This window comes from Acetobacterium bakii, assembly GCF_001263355.1.
Classification (GTDB): domain Bacteria; phylum Bacillota; class Clostridia; order Eubacteriales; family Eubacteriaceae; genus Acetobacterium; species Acetobacterium bakii.
On the sequence record NZ_LGYO01000026.1, the window covers coordinates 26364 to 45491 of the forward strand.

17 protein-coding genes are annotated in these 19128 nt (G+C 38.7%); all 17 read left to right on the forward strand.

Annotation, left to right across the window (positions count from 1 at the left end; genetic code table 11):
* Nucleotides 1-86 precede the first annotated feature (86 nt).
* Nucleotides 87-578, forward strand: coding sequence for a ribosome maturation factor RimP (locus AKG39_RS10675; protein ID WP_050740385.1), 492 nt, complete (start codon nucleotides 87-89; stop codon nucleotides 576-578).
* 23 nt (nucleotides 579-601) lie between these two features.
* Nucleotides 602-1720: a transcription termination factor NusA gene (gene nusA / locus AKG39_RS10680; RefSeq protein WP_050740386.1), complete on the forward strand. Its 1119-nt coding sequence runs from the start codon at nucleotides 602-604 to the stop codon at nucleotides 1718-1720.
* Nucleotides 1721-1788: 68 nt separating this feature from the next.
* Complete coding sequence (rnpM, locus tag AKG39_RS10685) at nucleotides 1789-2052, forward strand: RNase P modulator RnpM (RefSeq protein WP_050740387.1); 264 nt, start codon at nucleotides 1789-1791, stop codon at nucleotides 2050-2052.
* A 35-nt stretch (nucleotides 2053-2087) separates the two neighbouring features.
* Complete coding sequence (infB, locus tag AKG39_RS10690; RefSeq protein ID WP_050740388.1) at nucleotides 2088-4280, forward strand: translation initiation factor IF-2; 2193 nt, start codon at nucleotides 2088-2090, stop codon at nucleotides 4278-4280.
* Between the two features lie 39 nt (nucleotides 4281-4319).
* Nucleotides 4320-4703, forward strand: a complete 384-nt coding sequence (gene rbfA, locus AKG39_RS10695; RefSeq protein WP_050740389.1) for a 30S ribosome-binding factor RbfA — start codon at nucleotides 4320-4322, stop codon at nucleotides 4701-4703.
* Nucleotides 4687-5649 carry a DHH family phosphoesterase gene (locus AKG39_RS10700; RefSeq protein ID WP_050740390.1) on the forward strand — a complete coding sequence of 321 codons (963 nt, stop codon included), beginning with the start codon at nucleotides 4687-4689 and terminating at the stop codon, nucleotides 5647-5649. The genes rbfA and AKG39_RS10700 overlap by 17 nt, the downstream gene beginning before the upstream one ends.
* Nucleotides 5642-6553, forward strand: coding sequence for a tRNA pseudouridine(55) synthase TruB (gene truB / locus AKG39_RS10705; protein WP_050740391.1), 912 nt, complete (start codon nucleotides 5642-5644; stop codon nucleotides 6551-6553). The genes AKG39_RS10700 and truB overlap by 8 nt, the downstream gene beginning before the upstream one ends.
* An 8-nt stretch (nucleotides 6554-6561) precedes the next feature.
* Nucleotides 6562-7470 carry a bifunctional riboflavin kinase/FAD synthetase gene (locus AKG39_RS10710; protein ID WP_050740392.1) on the forward strand — a complete coding sequence of 303 codons (909 nt, stop codon included), beginning with the start codon at nucleotides 6562-6564 and terminating at the stop codon, nucleotides 7468-7470.
* Between the two features lie 122 nt (nucleotides 7471-7592).
* On the forward strand, nucleotides 7593-7859 hold the full coding sequence (rpsO, locus tag AKG39_RS10715; protein WP_050740393.1) for a 30S ribosomal protein S15: 267 nt from the start codon (nucleotides 7593-7595) through the stop codon (nucleotides 7857-7859).
* A 55-nt stretch (nucleotides 7860-7914) separates the two neighbouring features.
* A complete protein-coding gene (locus tag AKG39_RS10720; RefSeq protein WP_050740394.1) occupies nucleotides 7915-9993 on the forward strand; it encodes a polyribonucleotide nucleotidyltransferase in 2079 nt (692 codons plus the stop codon).
* A gap of 5 nt (nucleotides 9994-9998) precedes the next feature.
* The gene (gene dut, locus AKG39_RS10725) at nucleotides 9999-10448 is read left to right on the forward strand and encodes a dUTP diphosphatase (protein WP_050740395.1); all 450 of its coding nucleotides are present in this window, start codon (nucleotides 9999-10001) and stop codon (nucleotides 10446-10448) included.
* Between the two features lie 136 nt (nucleotides 10449-10584).
* Nucleotides 10585-13086, forward strand: coding sequence for an FtsK/SpoIIIE family DNA translocase (locus AKG39_RS10730; RefSeq protein WP_050740396.1), 2502 nt, complete (start codon nucleotides 10585-10587; stop codon nucleotides 13084-13086).
* 7 nt (nucleotides 13087-13093) lie between these two features.
* Nucleotides 13094-14437: a 30S ribosomal protein S12 methylthiotransferase RimO gene (gene rimO / locus AKG39_RS10735; RefSeq protein ID WP_242852594.1), complete on the forward strand. Its 1344-nt coding sequence runs from the start codon at nucleotides 13094-13096 to the stop codon at nucleotides 14435-14437.
* Nucleotides 14421-14960 (forward strand): CDP-diacylglycerol--glycerol-3-phosphate 3-phosphatidyltransferase, encoded by a 540-nt coding sequence (pgsA, locus tag AKG39_RS10740; protein ID WP_050740397.1) that lies wholly within the window; start codon nucleotides 14421-14423, stop codon nucleotides 14958-14960. The genes rimO and pgsA overlap by 17 nt, the downstream gene beginning before the upstream one ends.
* A gap of 51 nt (nucleotides 14961-15011) precedes the next feature.
* Nucleotides 15012-16253: a competence/damage-inducible protein A gene (locus AKG39_RS10745; protein WP_050740398.1), complete on the forward strand. Its 1242-nt coding sequence runs from the start codon at nucleotides 15012-15014 to the stop codon at nucleotides 16251-16253.
* 56 nt (nucleotides 16254-16309) lie between these two features.
* Nucleotides 16310-17407, forward strand: coding sequence for a recombinase RecA (gene recA / locus AKG39_RS10750; protein WP_050740399.1), 1098 nt, complete (start codon nucleotides 16310-16312; stop codon nucleotides 17405-17407).
* A 171-nt stretch (nucleotides 17408-17578) separates the two neighbouring features.
* A complete protein-coding gene (gene rny / locus AKG39_RS10755; protein ID WP_201780273.1) occupies nucleotides 17579-19123 on the forward strand; it encodes a ribonuclease Y in 1545 nt (514 codons plus the stop codon).
* Nucleotides 19124-19128: the final 5 nt, after the last annotated feature.

The following is a 19128-nucleotide window of genomic DNA, read 5'->3' on the forward strand; positions in this document are numbered from 1 at the left end:
TTGTGAAAACTGACATCAAAGCAACAATTGTTCGATTCTTTTGAGTTTCGCAATTACCTAATATTTCATAGCGAAAAGGAGAATATATGAAAAAAGTTTCAAAAGAAGTTTTATTAGAAGATCTAACCGCTCCGGTTGTTGAGTCGCTGGGTTATGAACTGGCAGATCTGATTTTTGAGAAAAGAGGCAAGGATTGGGCATTGGTTCTTTTTATTGACTCGGATCACGGCATTAATATGGATGATTGTGAAATCGTTAGCCGTGCTGTCAGTGACGTTCTGGATGAAAGTGATCCGATTGAACAAAGCTATTTTCTTGAGGTTTCATCTCCGGGAATTGATCGCCCCATAAAAAAAGAACGTCACTATCTGGCAAATATCAATAAAAAAATAACCATTCGTCTTTTCGCTCCTTTGGACGGAAAGAAAGACTATTCAGGGGTTCTAAAATCCTATACCACTGAAGCACTGGCTCTTGAACTTGAAACCGGTGAGATACTAAATATAGAAAATAGCAAAATAGCTAAGGCAAATGTTTTGGATGAGTTGAATTTCAAACCTCAGCCAAAAGCCGAATAATATGGAAGGCGGAAAAATGAAAAATGAACGCAGAGTTTATTAGAGCTCTCGATAAAATTCAAGAAGAGAAATCAATTGATAAAGAAGATTTAATTGAAGCAATTGAAGCAGCTATTACCACTGCCTATAAAAAGAACTATGGCAATGCTCAAAATGTAGAAATTAATATCGATCGAGAAAAAGGGGATATCCAAGTTTTTGCAATGAAAGAAATTTTGGAAGTTCCAGAAAATGACCTTTATCAAATCTCACTTGAAAAAGCAAGAGAAGTTGATCCTAATTATAATGTTGGAGATCTTTTTAGAAAAGAAGTACGACCCAGAGATTTTGGGAGAATTGCGGCACAGAATGCAAAGCAATTAATTATACAGCGAATCAAAGAAGCCGAACGCAATATTATTTACAATGATTACCTGGAACGGCAGGATGAAGTTTTAACCGGCATCATCAAGCGTGTGGAAAAAGGCATTGTAAATGTTGAAGTTGGAAAACTTGAAGCTGTTATGCTGCCATCTGAACAGACGCCTGGTGAAACTTATGAAGTTAATCAGAGAATAAAAGTTTATTTGCTAATGGTTAAAAAGACAACAAAAGGACCGCAAATCAATGTGTCAAGAACCCATCCCGGATTAGTCAAACGTCTTTTTGAATCAGAAGTTCCGGAAATATTTGATGGTATTGTGGATATTGTTTCGATTTCAAGAGAAGCTGGTTCGCGAACAAAGGTAGCAGTTAAAGCCAATGAACCAAGCATTGACCCGGTAGGCGCCTGTGTTGGACAAAAGGGTGTTCGCGTTCAAAATATCATCAATGAGCTTTCCCATGAAAAAATTGATGTCATTAAATGGAGCGAAAACATTGAGGAATATATTGCCAATGCTTTGAGTCCGGCGAAGGTTGTCAAAGTCATTCCAAACAAGGATGATAAAACCGCCATTGCGATTGTTGATGATTATCAGCTTTCCCTGGCGATTGGAAAAGAAGGTCAGAATGTTCGTTTGGCAGCGAAGCTGACGGGCTGGAAAATTGATATTAAGAGTAAGCTCAATTATGTCGGGGATCATATGGTTGTCGAAAAGCCTGCCGAAAAACTTGAAGATATTTTGATGGAATTAAAAGAAGAGCTTGAACTGGATTTTTAAGCATTTAATCAATATTTTAGCTTTGTTATGGTATAATATTGTTATCATCAATGTCAGAGAGGTATGATATGAAAAAAATTCCACAGCGAACCTGTGTCATATGTCATTCAAAATTTGATAAACGCGACTTATTACGGATTGTTTCTGACAATTCTGGAGAGATCTTCTTTGATCCTACCGGAAAAGCAAATGGCCGCGGGGCCTATTTGTGTAAATCCGAAGAGTGCATTAATCAATTTTTAAATAAAAATTATCTTGAACGCGCATTTAAAAGAAAAGTTGAAAAGGAAGTCGTTGAGCGCGTGCGACAACAAATTTCCAATGTAAAGTAATTAAATAAATAAACATAATTGAAGGGAGGAATAATATGTCAAAATTAAGAGTATACGATTTTGCAAAAAAATATAATATTCCAAGCAAAGAATTCGTAGTCATTTTAAATCAGCACAATATTCCTGTAAAAAATCATATGAGCGCCCTAACGGAACAGCAAATTTCTGAATTCGAACAAAAATTCGATAAAGAAAAATATTTTAGGGAACTGGAAAAAAAGAAATCGGAAACACCACATGAGCAGAGTACCCAAAACAAACCTCAGAATGCTGCTGCGCAAAAAAAGCAGGGATCTGAAACCAGTGGGGCGAAAGATCCGGTTAAAAGCAAAGGCAATACAGCCAGTGGTGCTAAAAAACGTCCGGTTTCTTCAAATCAGGCAACCCAGCAGAAGCCACGTGATCACAGTAAAAAAGAAAAAACCGCGCGAAGTGTTTATAAGCGGATAAAAGACGAAAAAAAGAAAAGTGTTCTGGAAAATCAAATCTATGAAATTCCTGAGATTCTTACGGTGGGAGAGCTTGCCGATATTCTTGAAATTAATGTTACCGAAATCATTAAAACATTAATGATGGCAGGTTCTATGGTAAGCATCAATCAGGAAATTGACTTTGATACAGCATCCATTGTTGCTTCAGAATTTGGCTTTGAAGTAGTCGCTATTAAAATCGAAGATGTTGTTTCCAAAATCCTCGAAGAATATGATGAAGAAGAATCTGAAAATGAAACCATACGACCGGCAGTTGTTACCGTTATGGGCCATGTCGATCATGGTAAAACATCCCTTCTTGACCGTATCCGTAAAACAAATGTTATGTCCAGTGAAGCGGGTGGAATTACCCAGCACATCGGGGCCTATACCGTTAATGTTAAAAATCAATCAGTTACCTTTATTGATACACCGGGACATGAAGCCTTTACAGCGATGCGATCACGTGGGGCACAGATTACGGATATTGCGGTATTGGTTGTTGCCGCTGATGATGGGGTTATGCCACAAACAGTGGAAGCTATTAATCATGCAAAAGCTGCCGGGGTGCCAATTTTAGTCGCTATCAACAAGATCGACAAACCGGGAGCGGATCCTGAACGCGTCAAACAAGAATTAACCAAGTATAACCTGGTTGTTGAAGAATGGGGCGGTGAAACCATTGCTGTGCCAGTTTCTGCAAAAACCGGAGAAGGTATCGACAACTTACTTGAAATGATTGTTATGATGTCTGAAATGGAAGAACTGAGAGCTGATGCAAGTCGTGAAGCTCGAGGAAGTGTCATTGAAGCTCAGGTTAAACGCGGTAAAGGTCCGGTTGCAACCCTATTGATTCAACAAGGAACATTACACATTGGGGATTCCATTATTTCCGGGACGACCTATGGTAAGGTAAGAACTATGATTGATGACAAGGGTAAACGTCTGAAAAAGGCCGGTCCATCAACACCGGTTGAAGTCTCAGGTCTTTCCGATATTCTGGTCGCCGGGGATGATTTTATTGTTCTTGAGAATGAAAAAGAAGCTCGACAATTAGCGGAAAAACGTAAGGAACTTCAAAAGGGCGAACGCGTACGTCGGACAAATATTTCGCTGGATGATCTCTTTAGTCAAATTCAGGATGGTAATATCCAGGATATTAATATTATTATTAAAGCTGATGTGCAAGGATCCATCGAAGCCATTATACAATCACTTGAAAAATTAGATATTGACACCGTCAGAATCAATGTTATTCATGGTGCCGTTGGTGCCATCAATGAGACTGATGTTTTGTTTGCAGCTACTTCCAATGCGATTATTATTGGATTTAACGTCAGACCGGATAAAAATGCAATTAAGCTTGCTGACACCGAAAAAGTGGATATTCGTCTTTACCGGGTTATTTATGATGCCATTGATGATATTAAAAAGGCCATGGAGGGCATGCTTGCACCGGAATACCGTGAAAAAGTCCTGGGAAATGCAGAAATTAGAGAAGTCTTTAAAATTCCAAGTATTGGTACAATTGCCGGCTGTTATGTTACTGAGGGCAAAATCAATCGAAATGATGACATCCGGATTATTCGCGATGGGATCGTTGTAATGGAAGGAAAAATTGCATCATTAAAACGTTTCAAAGATGATGTCAAAGAAGTCAATGCCGGATATGAATTTGGTATTGGTATTGAAAAATACAATGATCTGAAAAACGGCGATATCATTGAAGCATACACCATGGAAGCAATCGAAAGATAAGGTTATACCTTATCTTTCATATTGAAGGAGGTCAAAATTATGGCATCACATCGTAGTGAAAAAATAAACGGGCAAATCCAACGTGAATTAAGCCTTATCATTATTCATAAAATGAAAGATTCCCGTATTACCGACAGCAATTTAAGTATTACCAGCGTTAAGGCAACCACAGATTTAAAAACAGCGACTGTTTATGTCAGTGTTTTTGGTGATGAAGCCCAGAAAAAGGCTGTCATTGAACTTCTGAATAATGCAAAGAGTTTTTTAAGATCCAGTCTTGGACAGGTTATAAAAGTCCATTCTGTTCCGGCGCTGGTATTTGAAATTGATGATTCTGTTGAATACGGAATGCATATTGAATCTATTTTAAAAGATATCGAGGATAAGAAAAAGTTGAAGGAATCGAATGAAGAAGATTCCTGAAAGAATCATTGAGTGTTTAAATGACAATCAAAGTTTTCTTATTTTGGTGCATCAGAAGCCTGATGGGGATGCAATTGGTTCAGCCATTGCCCTGGGAAAGGGATTAAAACAGTTAAATAAATCGGTGGATTATTACATTGATCTTCCCATTGAAGAAAAACTGCTTTTCCTTCCTGAGATTAAATGCTTTAATCAGTCTTTAAAAGAAAAATATGACATCATTGTACTGCTGGATTGCTCAACCATGGAATTTGCATTTCAGCCGGAAGTATTACCCGAGGCAAAGCTAACCCTGGTCATTGACCATCACAAAAGCAATGTCTGTTATGGGGACCTTAATTTTGTTGAGATTACCGGCGCAACGGCTGAAATTGTATTTCGAATCATTAAAGCATTAAACATAAAAATTGATACGGAAATGGCGGATGCACTGTTTACTGGGATCTCGACAGATACCGGTAGCTTTCAATTCTCGAATGTCACTGCTGATACGCATAAAATCGTCAGTGAATTATACCTGATTAAATCAAACTATGCACATTTATCACGTTTATTACATGGTGAAAAAAACTATAATCAAATGAAAATGACAGGAGCCGCCATTCATTCGCTGGAGATTATAAAAGACGCTCCGATTGCAATGATGATTCTGGATCATCAGACCATCAAGGATTTTGGCGGTACGCTTAATATCAGCGACGATGTTGCCAATATCGGACAAAACACCAGCGGCGTGATTATTACGGCACTTTTGAAAGAAGTTAATACAGGCGAATACCGGGTATCCATTCGGGCAAAAGCACCATTTGATATTCATGAAATTGCCTTGAAATATGGCGGCGGCGGACATGAACGGGCTGCCGGTTTCACGTTTAAAGGTGATATTAATCTTCTAAAAAAAGAACTTCAGGATATTTATGAAGCCCAGCGAGATACACATGTTTGAGTATAATGGTTATCTAAATGTTTATAAAGAAAAAGGGATGACCTCTCATGATGTTGTTTTCAAAGCTCGTAAAATACTGAAAACTAAAAAAATAGGACATACGGGAACTCTTGATCCAGATGCAGAAGGAGTTCTCGTTTTGTGCGTTGGAAAAGCCACTAAGATGGTGGAGTACATTATGGAACACGAAAAAACCTATGAAGTTGAAGTCGTTTTGGGAATTGAAACGGATACGTGTGATATTTCCGGAAAGATAATCAATGAAAACGATTTGAAAATAACGGAAGATGCATTTAAAAAAGTTTTAACTCAATTTTCTGGGAACATTATGCAAAAACCGCCCATCTATTCTGCTATCAGAATTAATGGTAAAAAACTTTACCATTACGCAAGATGCGGTGAAACCGTGGAAATACCCTTGCGCCCCGTCTGTATTTCTACCCTTTCTCTGCTTGAGTTTTCCGAAGAAAGACAAAAGGCAAAGTTAATGGTCACCTGTTCAAAAGGAACCTATATGCGGTCTCTCTGCCGGGATATCGGCGCCAGCCTTGCTTCATGTGGGTGCATGGGAACCTTGCTTCGTCATAATGTTGGCGATTTTTCAATCGAAACTGCGCTAAAGCTTTCACAGATCCTGGAGAAAATAGATGCAAATAATTTAAGTGATTACCTGTATCCTCTGGAGTATTCCCTTGATGGATATCGTCGGGTTACCGCCAATGAACAAGGTAAGAAATTTCTGATCAATGGGAATAAACTTTATCAATGGAATGCAGTTGAATCCTTTGAGTCCTATGAACCATCGGAAATACTGCGCATGTATGTTGACGACACTCTGGTAGGTATGGGTTCTTTTAACCTGTGTGATGAAGATTCATACGTAAAACCAGTAAAATTATTGTGAGGTAATTGATGACAAAAATATTATACCAGGAAGAAGCGATTGTTTTAGCCCTGGGATTTTTTGATGGTGTTCATCTCGGGCATCAGGTTCTGTTAAAAGAAACAGTGCGAATTGGGAAAGAGATGGGTTGTAAAACCGGTGTCATGACCTTTAAAGAACATCCGTTGGAATTGATCTTTCCTAAGTATACACCATGGTTAATTACTTCAAATGAAGAAAAAGAAGCCATGATTCATGAACTGGGGATTGATTATGTTTTTCTGAATCATTTCAGCGAAACGCTTATGAGGCTTACGCCGGAAAAATTTATTCTTGAATATCTCTTAAAAAGGTACAATGTAAAAGCAATTGTTGTGGGATTCAATTATAATTTTGGTTATAAAGGTTCGGGAACAACTGAAATGTTAGAAGAACTTGGCGAAAAATACGGATTTTCAGTTTTGATTATTCCGCCGTGTATCATCAATAAAAATTCGGTAAGTTCTTCTTTTATACGTGAATTGATTAGTTGCGGACAGGTTGACGAAGTAAAAACATTTCTTGGCCGGGACTATTCTTTAACAGGAAAAGTTGTGGAAGGGAAAGGCCTTGGACGCCAATTTGGAATTCCCACTGCCAATTTAAAATTAAAGAAAAAAATGATTCTGCCTAATGCAGGGGTTTACTATTCACATGTCTATTACAAAGGGCAGTGCTTTTATGGCCTTACCAATCTGGGATTCAATCCCACCTTTGAAAAACACCCCTTCAGTATCGAGACATTTATATATGATTTTGATAAAGATATTTACGGGGATGATATTACCATCGTTTTTAAGAAAAAAATTCGCAATGAAATCAAGTTTGAAACCATTGATGAATTGATTTTACAGATTAAAATTGATATCGATAATATTAAAAAAAATTATATCGAATAAAGCCATTTACAGCTAATGATATTTATGCTATGATTATTAGGTTAATTCCGTTCACTTGGTTTTTTGATACTCCAACAAAATACTCAGTTTATGGATAATTTATTTAAAAGGAGATTTATTACATGATAAGCAAAGAAGTAAAAGCACAAATTGTAGAAGACTACAAAACACACGAGGGTGATACTGGATCACCGGAAGTACAAGTTGCACTGTTAACTGCACGAATTAATGACATTAATGGGCATCTTCAAATCCACAAGAAAGATCACCATTCAAACCGTGGTTTATTGAAACTTGTTGGACAAAGAAGAAGACTTTTAACTTACCTTAAAGGTAAAGAAATTAACCGATATCGTGAACTAATCAAAAGATTAGGCTTAAGAAAATAATTTGGGGCGGAGTATTCCGCCTCTTTTTTTTAAAAAAAACAGAAAGTGAGAAAAAATGAATAATTTTGAAATACAAATTGCCGGTCGTACGCTCCGAGTGGAAATTGGCGAAGTTGCACAACTCGCAAAGGGTGCGGCTATGCTTAGATATGGTTCAACAGAAATTCTAGCTGTAGCCTCAGCTTCAAAGAAGCCTAGAGAAGGCATGGATTTTTTCCCGTTAAGTTGTGATTATGAAGAAAAACAATATTCCGTTGGAAAATTTCCAGGCGGCTTTATTAAACGTGAAGGTCGACCAACAGAGAAAGCAATTTTAAGCTGCCGTCTGATTGATCGACCGATCAGACCTTTATTCCCCAAGGGATTTAGAAATGATGTTCAGGTAGTAACAACCGTTATGTCGGTTGATCAGGATAATGCCCCTGAAATCGTTGCAATGATTGGCTCATCCATCGCATTATGCATTTCTGATATTCCTTTCAATGGCCCAACAGGTGCTGTAGAAATCGGATATATCAATGAAGAATTTGTTGTAAATCCTAATGAAGAACAAAGACATCAAAGCGAACTCAGCTTAATCGTATCCGGAACAAAAGATGCTATTATGATGGTGGAAGCCGGTGGTAATGAAATTTCTGAAGCTGTTATGCTTGAGGGTATTTTATTGGCCCATGAAGAAATCAAAAAAATCTGTGCTTTCCAGGAAGAAATCATCAAGGCTGTGGGAAAAGAAAAAAAAGAATACGTTCTTTTTACACCTTCGGAAGAAATCAAAACAGAAGTTGTCACTTTCTTAGGCGACAAATTGGCAGCTGCCGTTAAAACCGCAGATAAGCTTGAACGACAGGAAAACATTGATGCTGCAAAAGACCTGGTAAAGAAGCATTTTTCAGAACTTTATCCAAGCCAGGGAAATATAATTGATGAAGTTTTGAATTCCCTATTGAAAAAAGAAATCAGACGTCTTATCCTTGAGGATCGTATTCGTCCTGATAATCGCAAAACCAATGAAATCAGACAAATAACCGCAAAGGTGGATTTTTTATCCAGACCTCACGGTTCTGGCTTATTCACTCGTGGTGAAACTCAGGTACTGTCTGTTGTAACATTGTCAGTATTAGGGGATGCTCAAACACTTGATGGTTTATCCAATGAGGATGCCAAAAGATATATTCACCATTATAATTTTCCAGCCTACAGTGTGGGTGAAGCGCGTCCTTCCAGAGGTCCTGGACGACGTGAAATTGGACATGGTGCCCTTGCAGAACGTGCACTGATGCCAATGCTTCCTTCACAGGAAGATTTCCCATATGCTATTCGAGTGGTATCAGAAGTATTAAGCTCAAATGGATCAACATCTCAAGCCAGTGTTTGTGGTAGTTCCATTTCTTTAATGGCGGCTGGTGTGCCATTAAAAGCACCGGTTGCAGGAATCGCAATGGGTTTAATTAAAGAAGGCGATAAGTTAGCAATTCTTTCGGATATCCAGGGAATGGAAGATGCCCTGGGAGATATGGATTTCAAGGTTGCAGGAACCGAAGCTGGTATTACCGCCATTCAAATGGATATCAAAGTTGATGGTATTAGTAAAGAAGTTTTGACCGAAGCCCTTGAACAGGCAAGAATCGGTCGGCTTCATATTTTAGGCATTATGAATGAAGAAATTAGTGCACCAAGAGAAGATCTATCGCCTTTTGCACCACGTATTATTATTCTTCAGATCAAACCGGAGAAAATCAGAGATGTTATCGGTTCAGGCGGAAAAGTCATCAACAAGATCATTGATGACACCGGAGTTAAAATCGATATTGAAGATGATGGCCGGGTTTTCATTGCTTCAGTTGATACTGAATCAGGTAATCGCGCCAGGGAAATCATTGAAAACATCGTACGTGAAATTGAAATCGGTGAAGTAATAACCGGTAAGGTTGTGCGAATCATGAATTTCGGAGCTTTTGTCTCCTTGCCAGGCGGTAAAGACGGCTTGGTTCATATTTCAAAATTAGCCAATGAACGTGTCAATGCCGTTGAAGATGTTGTGAAAATCGGAGATGAAGTAATCGTCAAGGTTATGGAAATTGATGGTCAGGGACGAATTAATTTATCCCGTAAGGCAATGCTTCCAAAGGAATAATGAAGATGGAAAAAGGCCTAGTTAAAATATTCAATGCTTCTGAATCTCCACTCCCTGAATACCAGACACCGGGATCAGCTGGCCTTGATTTAAGAGCAAACATTACAGAAAGTTTAGTCATGCTGCCACATCGGATTTATCAAATCCCCACCGGTATTTATCTTGAAATACCGCTGGGGGTTGAAGCTCAAATAAGAGCACGAAGTGGCTTGGCACTTAAAAACGGTCTTTCTCTGGTTAATGGTATTGGAACAATTGATTCCGATTATCGTGGAGAAATTAAGTTAATTATGATAATATTACTGGACAGACCCTATCAGCTTCAGCCCGGAGAAAGAATTGCCCAAATGATTTTTTCAGAATATTTAAAAGTTGACTTTATTGAGGTGAATTCCGCTGCTGAACTTTCTGAAAGTAATCGTGGCACTGGCGGTTTTGGCCACTCCGGAAAATAAGAAGTAAGCTAAGCTATGAAAATTGAATTTTCAATGATTGCTGCACCGCTTTCCAACCGTATCATTAACAAATAATCAAGGGTGCAGGTAAACCTGCATCTTTTTTAATATCTTAAATTATAGTTAGAGGAGAACAATGGCCGTAAAAAAAAGTAATTCTAATAATCGAAAAAGAAAAAAAGCACCGGTAAAACGCAAACAAAAGGCTGCAAAAAAACTATTCAGCAATAATCTGGTAATCGGTGTGGTTCTCATTGTCATTGGATTATTTTCCGCCTATGCTTATATCGATTTTAGTGCAGGTGTGGTGGGTAATGCTGTGAGACAGGGATTTAGTTATTGTTTTGGGACATCCTCACTTTTTGTATCCATATATCTTTTTGTACTCGGGGTATTATTTTGTTTAAATAAAATTGAAGACTGGGCCCGGAATTTCGTCTTAATCTTTATTTTATTAATCAACACGATGATTGCTTTTAGTATCAACATTCCAAATTTTTTAGATTATAGTGTTTTACAACTCTTTAGCTTAGCAAAATATGGTCAATATGGTGGAATCATCGGTATTTTACTTTCAGCACTGTTTATAAAATTATTCTCTGCCAGTGGCACTGTTCTAATGATTTTATTGAGTTCAATTTTGATCTTTGTCATCATATTCAAGAATGGTCTGCAGAAGCATTGGAGCAATATTAAAGAAAAAAACAAGGATGCGCCTTCAGTGAAAGACCGAATTGCAGAAAAAGTTGAAATGATAAAAGATCGAAATAGAATTAAAAGGGAAATTAAGGCTACGAAAAATCGCAGCTCGGAAACCACAATGATTCCGCCCATCAGTGATTTAATCAATGACGGCAGCCTATTCGAACCCCTTCAAATCAATGAACACTCTTCTTTGTTTGAGCCAGAAAATAAAACAGAGGAAAACCCCAAGAATAAAGTCATCAGGGATCCTTTTGGTTTTATTGAGGAGGAAATAGAGATAAAAAATGGGAAATCCATAAAAATAAATGAAAATTATCTCCACCCCATTGAACCGATGGATGATTTAGAAAATGTCAAAGCCGATAAATCCAATAAATCAATGGACGGTTTGTCAAGTGGACGGATTAAACCTTCCGATGAGCCATTGGCTGGTTTAACAAACGGAAAGTTCAACAATGACAGTGAAGAAACAAAGCAATTAAATGACGATGAAATACTGATTGAAGAATTACCTCAGGAATATGTTTTTCCGTCAATGAATCTGTTAAATCCTCCGGCGATTAAAAAGAAGTCAAAAAAAGATGACGTATTAAAAAAAGCTAAGATTATTGAAGAAACACTCAAAAACTTTGGCGTGAAAGCCAAAATTATTGAGGTCAATGTGGGACCTAGTATTACCCGTTTTGAGCTTCAGCTTGATCCAGGGGTGAAAGTCAATAAATTTGTGAATTTATCCAACGATTTAGCACTTAGTCTGGCAACCTCGGATATCCGAATTGAAGCCCCCATACCAGGAAAGGCTGCAGTGGGAATTGAAGTGCCCAATGAGGTTTCAGAAATTGTTGGTTTACAGGAAATTATCGATACACCGCAATTTATCAACAGTAAAAGTCCTTTGACCTTTGCTCTTGGGAAAACTCTTTCAGGTGAGAGTATTATTGGAGATATAGCCAAAATGCCCCATATGCTCATAGCCGGATCAACGGGATCAGGGAAAAGTGTTTGCATTAACAGTATTATTGTAAGCCTCATTTTCAAAGCATCTCCAGAAGAAGTTCGGTTTATTATGATTGATCCTAAGATGGTTGAGCTTAATCAATACAATGCGATTCCCCATTTACTTATTCCGGTTGTAACGGATCCCAAAAAAGCAGCCTATGCTCTTAATTGGGGGTTGAAAGAAATGACAGATCGTTATATGCTATTCAAAGAAAGTAATGTCAGAGATCTTGAAGGATACAATCAATTAAAGGACAGCTTAGGCGAGAAAAAGTTGCCGCGAATTGTGATCGTTATAGATGAATTGGCAGACCTTATGGCCACCTCCCCTAAAGAGGTTGAAAATGCCATTTGTCGAATCGCCCAATTGGCCCGGGCCTGTGGGATTCATTTAATTATTGCCACCCAGCGGCCATCAGTGGATGTCATTACCGGTCTGATTAAAGCCAATATCCCATCCAGAATCGCATTTTCGGTGTCATCAAACACCGATTCAAGAACAATTCTGGATATGGGTGGTGCTGAGAAGCTCCTTGGGAAGGGGGACATGCTCTATTATCCGGTTGGGCAATCAAAACCAACCCGGGTTCAATGTACCTATGTATCGGATTCTGAAATCAATGCGGTTATCGACGCTGTGGAAATAAAAAAAGGCGTTCAGTATGACCCCTCCATTGAAGAAGCCATTGCTAAGGAACCTGAAGAAAAAATAAAGACCAAAGACGGGGATGTATTGACAGATGATGCCCTTACCATTGGTTTTGAATACAATCAGTTATCCACATCCATGTTGCAACGAAAGTTGCAGGTAGGGTATGCACGAGCAGGTCGGATTATTGACGACCTTGAAGAACGCGGGGTTATTTCCGGTCCCAACGGAAGCAAACCACGACAAATATTAGTTACTGAAGATGAATACAGAAATCGAGAATAGGTGAAAAGTGAAAAATAAAACCATCCATATGACAACTCTCGGCTGCGATAAAAACACCATTGATTCACAGCTCATGCTGGGTCTGATCCAGGAAAAAGAATATAGCATTCAGGAAGATCCCAAAGATGCCGAGATTATTATTGTGAATACCTGCTGCTTTATTCAGGAAGCCAAGGAACAATCCATTGATTATATTCTCGAATATGCAAAATACAAAGAAAGCGGCCGGTGCGAAATTCTCATTGTTGCCGGGTGTATGGCCGAACGCTACCATACCGAATTGAACCTGGAAATCCCCGAAATTGATGGTTTTCTTGGAGTGGGTCATTTTGAAAACATCATTGATCTGCTGAATAACTTTGAAAATACCGAGCATAATAAATTTATGGGTGATATTGATAAGGAATGCGTAAGTGACATCAAACGGTTTATCCCAAAAGGATCTGTTTCGGCATTTTTAAGAATCAGCGAAGGCTGTGACCATGGGTGTACCTATTGTGTAATACCAAAAATACGAGGAAAGTATCGCAGTCGGAAAAGCCAGGATATTTTCAAGGAGTTAAGTTATCTTCAGGAAAATGGAATTAAGGAAATTGTTCTCATCGGCCAGGATATAGCACCTTATGGGCAAGATCTTAAGGAGGGTTTTGACTTGCCGAGTTTGCTTGAACGGATCGCTTTGAATTATGAGTTTGATTGGATTCGAATGATGTATTTGTACCCCGAAGGAATCACCCCAGAGTTATTGAGGGTTGTCGCCGAGTACCCTAGTATATGCAATTATTTTGATATCCCTCTGCAACATACTGCGGATCCCATTTTAAAACGGATGGGACGCAAAATGACATTGGCAAAAATAGAAGACATTACGGCTTTAATTCGGAATATGATTCCTGATGCAGTTTTAAGAACCTCCATCATTACCGGTTTCCCAGGTGAGACTGATTTGGACCATCAGACCTTGCTGCAAGCTATAAAGGCATTAGAATTTGATCATTTAGGCGCTTTTAAGTATTCACAGGAAGAAGATACACCTGCGGCATCTTTTGAAAATCAAATTTCAGATGATACCAAAGATGAAAGATATAAAGATATTATGATGACTCAGCAGGAAATTTCACTTAAGAAAAATCAACACCAGGTAGGAAGGGTTTTAAAGGTGTTGATAGAAGGAATTGAAGAAGAGTCGTACATCGGTCGATGTTATGGTGACGCTCCAGAAATTGACGGCACTGTTTTTGTGGACAGCAAGGGTACCGCACTGATTATCGGTAACTTTTATCCGGTAAAAATTGTGAATGCACTTGAATATGATTTGATAGGAGATATTGAAAATGAATTTACCAAATAAAATTACGGTTATTAGAATTCTGATGATTCCTTTTTTCATTGCGGCTTTACTCATTGATTTTCCTTTTCATCAACCCATTGCGGCGGCACTGTTTATTATTGCCGCGTTAACAGATAGTCTTGACGGTTATCTTGCCCGGAGCCGAAACCTTGTTACGGATTTTGGAAAATTCATGGATCCATTGGCGGATAAGCTGCTTGTTTGCTCGGCACTCATTTGCTTTGTTCAGTTGGGGTCGGTTCCGGCCTGGGTGGTAATAGTCATTATTGCCAGAGAATTTGCGGTTACAGGTTTAAGAACCCTGGCAGCTGCTGACGGCATCGTTATTGCAGCCAGTAAATGGGGGAAAGCGAAAACAATGTCACAAATGATTGCCATTGTCATCATTTTGTTTAACAATTGGCCATTCTCCCTTATCAATTTTCCTGCCGACACGATTATGATTTATGTGGCTACGATTTTAACTATTTTTTCCGGCGTGGACTACTTTATTCTCAATCGCAAAGTATTCCGGTCAATGTAGTTCAGATTAATAAGAACTTGTCTTGAAAACCTCTTTGAAAGGAAGCAAAAAATGAAATGCGAGATTATATCGGTAGGAACTGAGCTTTTAGTTGGGGATACTCTTAACACCAATGCACAGTACTTATCAAGGGAGCTCTCTTTACTTGGTATCCGGGTTTTATACCATACAACTGTTGGCGATAATCCCAAACGCTTGGAAGATGTTATGAAAATTGCTCTCGGGCGAAGTGATTTGATTATAACAACCGGCGGCCTTGGACCAACCCAGGATGATTTAACAAAAGAAGTCATTGCCAATCTCTTTGGAAAAAAATTAGTTCAGGACGAAAAAGTCAAAGAAGATTTACTTCAGTATTTTGTCAATCGGGAGTTTGTGATGACGGACAACAACCTTAAACAGACATTTGTACCTGAAGATGCAGTGGTATTAACAAATCCCAAAGGGACAGCTCCTGGAGTAATGATTCGAGAGCAGGGTAAAACCGTTATTTTACTGCCTGGCCCACCGAGAGAAATGACGGGTATGTTTGAAGGATCTGTTTTAAAGTTACTAAATAAAGAAAAGAATCAATTGGTTGTTTCAAGATATTACAATATCTCGGATATTGGCGAATCTGCCGCGGAAGATCGCTTGCTTGATCTCATTGATGTGCAGGACAACCCAACCATTGCGACCTATGCAAAAATGGGCGAAGTGCTCATTCGTATTACCGCCAATGGTAAAGATGAAAAAGAGATAAGTACTTTGTTGGACGAATATGAAACGATTATGATTCAGCGTTTTGGTGAAAATATCTTTGCATTTTCAAAAGATTCTCTTGCTGAAGCAGTGGGAAAATTGTTAATCGAAAAGAATGTTACCATCGCCACAGCAGAATCCTGTACTGGCGGACTAATCGCATCTCAGCTTACGGAACAACCGGGGATTTCGAAAGTCTTTGGCCTGGGGATTGTATCGTATTCAAACGAAGCAAAGCAAACGGTCTTGAATGTGAGCCGTGAAACCCTTGAAACATTTGGTGCGGTCAGTGAAGAAACTGCCCGAGAAATGTGCGACAACCTTAGGAATATCTCCAATGCAGATGTCTCAGTCGCTGTTACCGGCATTGCCGGACCTGATGGCGGGTCCGCAGAAAAACCGGTTGGTCTGGTATACATTGGGCTGAATGTCAAAGGAAATACGGAAATAACCGAATGTCATTTTAAAGGTGACCGAAAAATAGTTCAACAAAAGACTGCGAATAAAGTATTTCATTTAATTCGAAAGTCTATTGTTGACAAAGTAGAATAAATTAACTATAATAGAATTAGAACTAACGTTCTCAATAAAGAATAGGATGGATACATATGGCTGAAAAAATAAAAACACCGGAAAAATTAACGGATAAAGAAAAAGCACTGGATGCGGCACTGAAAAATATTGAACGAAGCTTTGGAAAAGGTGCGGTTATGCGCCTGGGCGATGAAGGGGCAAAACTTGATATTGATGTCATATCAACCTCTTCAATTGGTTTGGATCTGGCACTTGGGGTTGGCGGAGTTCCAAGGGGACGTGTTATTGAAATATACGGTCCTGAATCTTCGGGTAAAACAACCATTGCCCTTCATATTATTGCAGAAGCTCAAAAAATAGGCGGCAATGCAGCCTTTGTTGATGCGGAACATGCACTGGATCCCATTTATGCCAAGGCTCTGGGAGTTGATATTGACAATCTCCTGGTGGCACAGCCGGATACCGGGGAGCAGGCATTGGAAATTGTTGAAGCGTTGGTTCGCAGTAATGCCATTGACGTCATTGTCATAGATTCCGTGGCTGCGTTAGTGCCACGAGCTGAAATAGACGGTGAAATGGGAGATTCACATGTGGGATTACAAGCACGCTTAATGTCACAAGCATTAAGAAAACTTGCTGGTGTCATTAAAAAATCAAATACATCCACAATTTTTATTAACCAACTAAGAGAAAAAATTGGGGTGATGTACGGCAACCCAGAAACGACATCAGGGGGACGGGCATTAAAATTCTATGCTTCAGTAAGAATTGATGTTCGCCGAATTGAAACCCTTAAAAAGGGAACAGATATGATTGGGAACAGAACCCGGGCAAAAATTGTAAAAAACAAAATTGCGCCACCTTTTAAAATAGCTGAATTTGATATCATGTATGGTAAAGGTATTTCAAGAGAAGGTGATATCCTTGACGTGGGTGTTATTTTCGAAATTGTTGATAAATCAGGCTCGTGGTTCTCCTACAAGGAGCAGCGATTGGGACAGGGAAGAGATAATTCCAAAGAGTATCTCATGGCAAATCCTGAGGTGGCAGATGCCATTGAAAAAGAAATTCGAGCCAAAAATGCACTGGATAAAGCGGGAAACACACCCGACGATAAACTTGAAGAGATCCAGGATGAAAATGATGATCAAGGAATTAATACTCTTTCTTAAACAAAAAAGACGAATAAATTTCGAAAAGAACCTCATTTAGGGGTTCTTTTCTTATTTAGCTTAAAATAACGGTGAAGTAGCCCCTTTGTTTCTTGACACTAATTTTAAAAAAGTATAAAATATAGATTATGATGAGTGTAATAAAGAATTGACTATGAAATTTATAAGGAGGTGAAAATTATAGACATACTAATAATTATCTTATCCATTGGAATTGTGATAGCTTTTGCTATTGGATATCTTGTCCGAAAGAACATTGCCGAAGGCAAAATAAAAAATGCGGAGCTTACAGCAAGTGCAATTGTCAATGATGCTACAAAAGAAGGTGAAACTTTAAAAAAGGAAATTCTGTTTGATGCGAAGGAAGAATCCTTGGCTTTAAAAGAGTCCATTGAAAAAGATAACCGGGAACGACGAGCTGAACTTCAGAAAATGGAGAATCGGTTGGTCCAAAAAGAAGAGAATCTTGAGAAAAAATTGATGAACCTGGAGCGAAACGAAGAAGCTTTAGGTAAAAAAGGAAAAGATTTAGAAAAGAAAAAAGAAAAGCTTGATGGACTTGTTGATGAACAGGTTAAAGAGCTTGAACGAATTTCCGGTATGACATATGACGAAGCAAAATCAATTTTGCTGGAAGATGTCAGCAAGGAAACACGACGTGAAGCAGCGATTATGATTCGTCAAATTGAGGTTGAATCCAAAGCTGTGGCTGATAAAAAAGCCAAAGAATTAATTGCCCAATCTATTCAACGTTGTGCGGCTGATCATGTGGCTGAACATACCATTACTGTGGTAAATTTACCCAACGATGAAATGAAGGGACGTATTATCGGACGTGAAGGTCGAAATATTCGAACTTTAGAAACATTAACCGGCATTGATCTCATCATTGATGATACACCGGAAGCAGTTATACTTTCCGGTTTTGATCCAATACGTCGGGAGGTTGCCAGATTATCCCTTGAAAAATTAATCATTGATGGTCGGATTCATCCTGCCAGAATTGAAGAAATGGTAAAAAAATCTCAAAAAGAAGTTGAAAACCAAATTAAGGAAGTTGGAGAACAGGCCTGTTTTGATACAGGAATTCATGGGTTACACCCTGAAATAATAAAATTACTTGGACGTTTGAAATATCGGACAAGTTATGGACAAAATGTTCTTAAACATTCTATCGAAGTTTCACATTTGGCTGGAATCATGGCCGCTGAACTTGGCGGAAACATTAAAGTTGCTAAAAGAGCAGGTTTATTACATGATATCGGTAAAGCCATTGACCATGAGGTTGAAGGTCCACATGTTGAAATTGGTGTTAATCTACTTAAAAAATACAAGGAAAATAAGAACATAATCCACGCTGTGGAAGCTCATCACGGTGATGTTGAAGCCCATACTATGGAAGCCGTACTTGTACAGTCAGCAGATGCGATTTCAGCAGCACGGCCAGGAGCCAGAAGAGAAACTCTAGTTTCTTATATCCAAAGATTACAAGAACTTGAAACCATTGCCATGTCTTTTGAGGGTGTAGAAAAATGCTATGCCATTCAAGCAGGACGTGAAGTAAGAATTATGGTTAAACCAAATGAAGTTGACGATGACGGAATGATTTTGTTATCTCGTGATATTGCCAAAAAGATTGAATCTGAAATGGAATATCCTGGAAATATAAAAGTAAACTTGATTCGCGAAACAAGAGCGAGCGACTACGCAAAATAAGGGGA

Excerpts from the sequence above, each read along its gene's own strand:
- AKG39_RS10675 (WP_050740385.1), top strand. The coding sequence starts at position 87 with ATGAAAAAAGTTTCAAAAGAAGTTTTATTAGAAGATCTAACCGCTCCG.
- nusA (WP_050740386.1), top strand. The coding sequence starts at position 602 with ATGAACGCAGAGTTTATTAGAGCTCTCGATAAAATTCAAGAAGAGAAA.
- rnpM (WP_050740387.1), top strand. The coding sequence starts at position 1,789 with ATGAAAAAAATTCCACAGCGAACCTGTGTCATATGTCATTCAAAATTT.
- infB (WP_050740388.1), top strand. The coding sequence starts at position 2,088 with ATGTCAAAATTAAGAGTATACGATTTTGCAAAAAAATATAATATTCCA.
- rbfA (WP_050740389.1), top strand. The coding sequence starts at position 4,320 with ATGGCATCACATCGTAGTGAAAAAATAAACGGGCAAATCCAACGTGAA.
- AKG39_RS10700 (WP_050740390.1), top strand. The coding sequence starts at position 4,687 with ATGAAGAAGATTCCTGAAAGAATCATTGAGTGTTTAAATGACAATCAA.
- truB (WP_050740391.1), top strand. The coding sequence starts at position 5,642 with ATGTTTGAGTATAATGGTTATCTAAATGTTTATAAAGAAAAAGGGATG.
- AKG39_RS10710 (WP_050740392.1), top strand. The coding sequence starts at position 6,562 with ATGACAAAAATATTATACCAGGAAGAAGCGATTGTTTTAGCCCTGGGA.
- rpsO (WP_050740393.1), top strand. The coding sequence starts at position 7,593 with ATGATAAGCAAAGAAGTAAAAGCACAAATTGTAGAAGACTACAAAACA.
- AKG39_RS10720 (WP_050740394.1), top strand. The coding sequence starts at position 7,915 with ATGAATAATTTTGAAATACAAATTGCCGGTCGTACGCTCCGAGTGGAA.
- dut (WP_050740395.1), top strand. The coding sequence starts at position 9,999 with ATGGAAAAAGGCCTAGTTAAAATATTCAATGCTTCTGAATCTCCACTC.
- AKG39_RS10730 (WP_050740396.1), top strand. The coding sequence starts at position 10,585 with ATGGCCGTAAAAAAAAGTAATTCTAATAATCGAAAAAGAAAAAAAGCA.
- pgsA (WP_050740397.1), top strand. The coding sequence starts at position 14,421 with ATGAATTTACCAAATAAAATTACGGTTATTAGAATTCTGATGATTCCT.
- AKG39_RS10745 (WP_050740398.1), top strand. The coding sequence starts at position 15,012 with ATGAAATGCGAGATTATATCGGTAGGAACTGAGCTTTTAGTTGGGGAT.
- recA (WP_050740399.1), top strand. The coding sequence starts at position 16,310 with ATGGCTGAAAAAATAAAAACACCGGAAAAATTAACGGATAAAGAAAAA.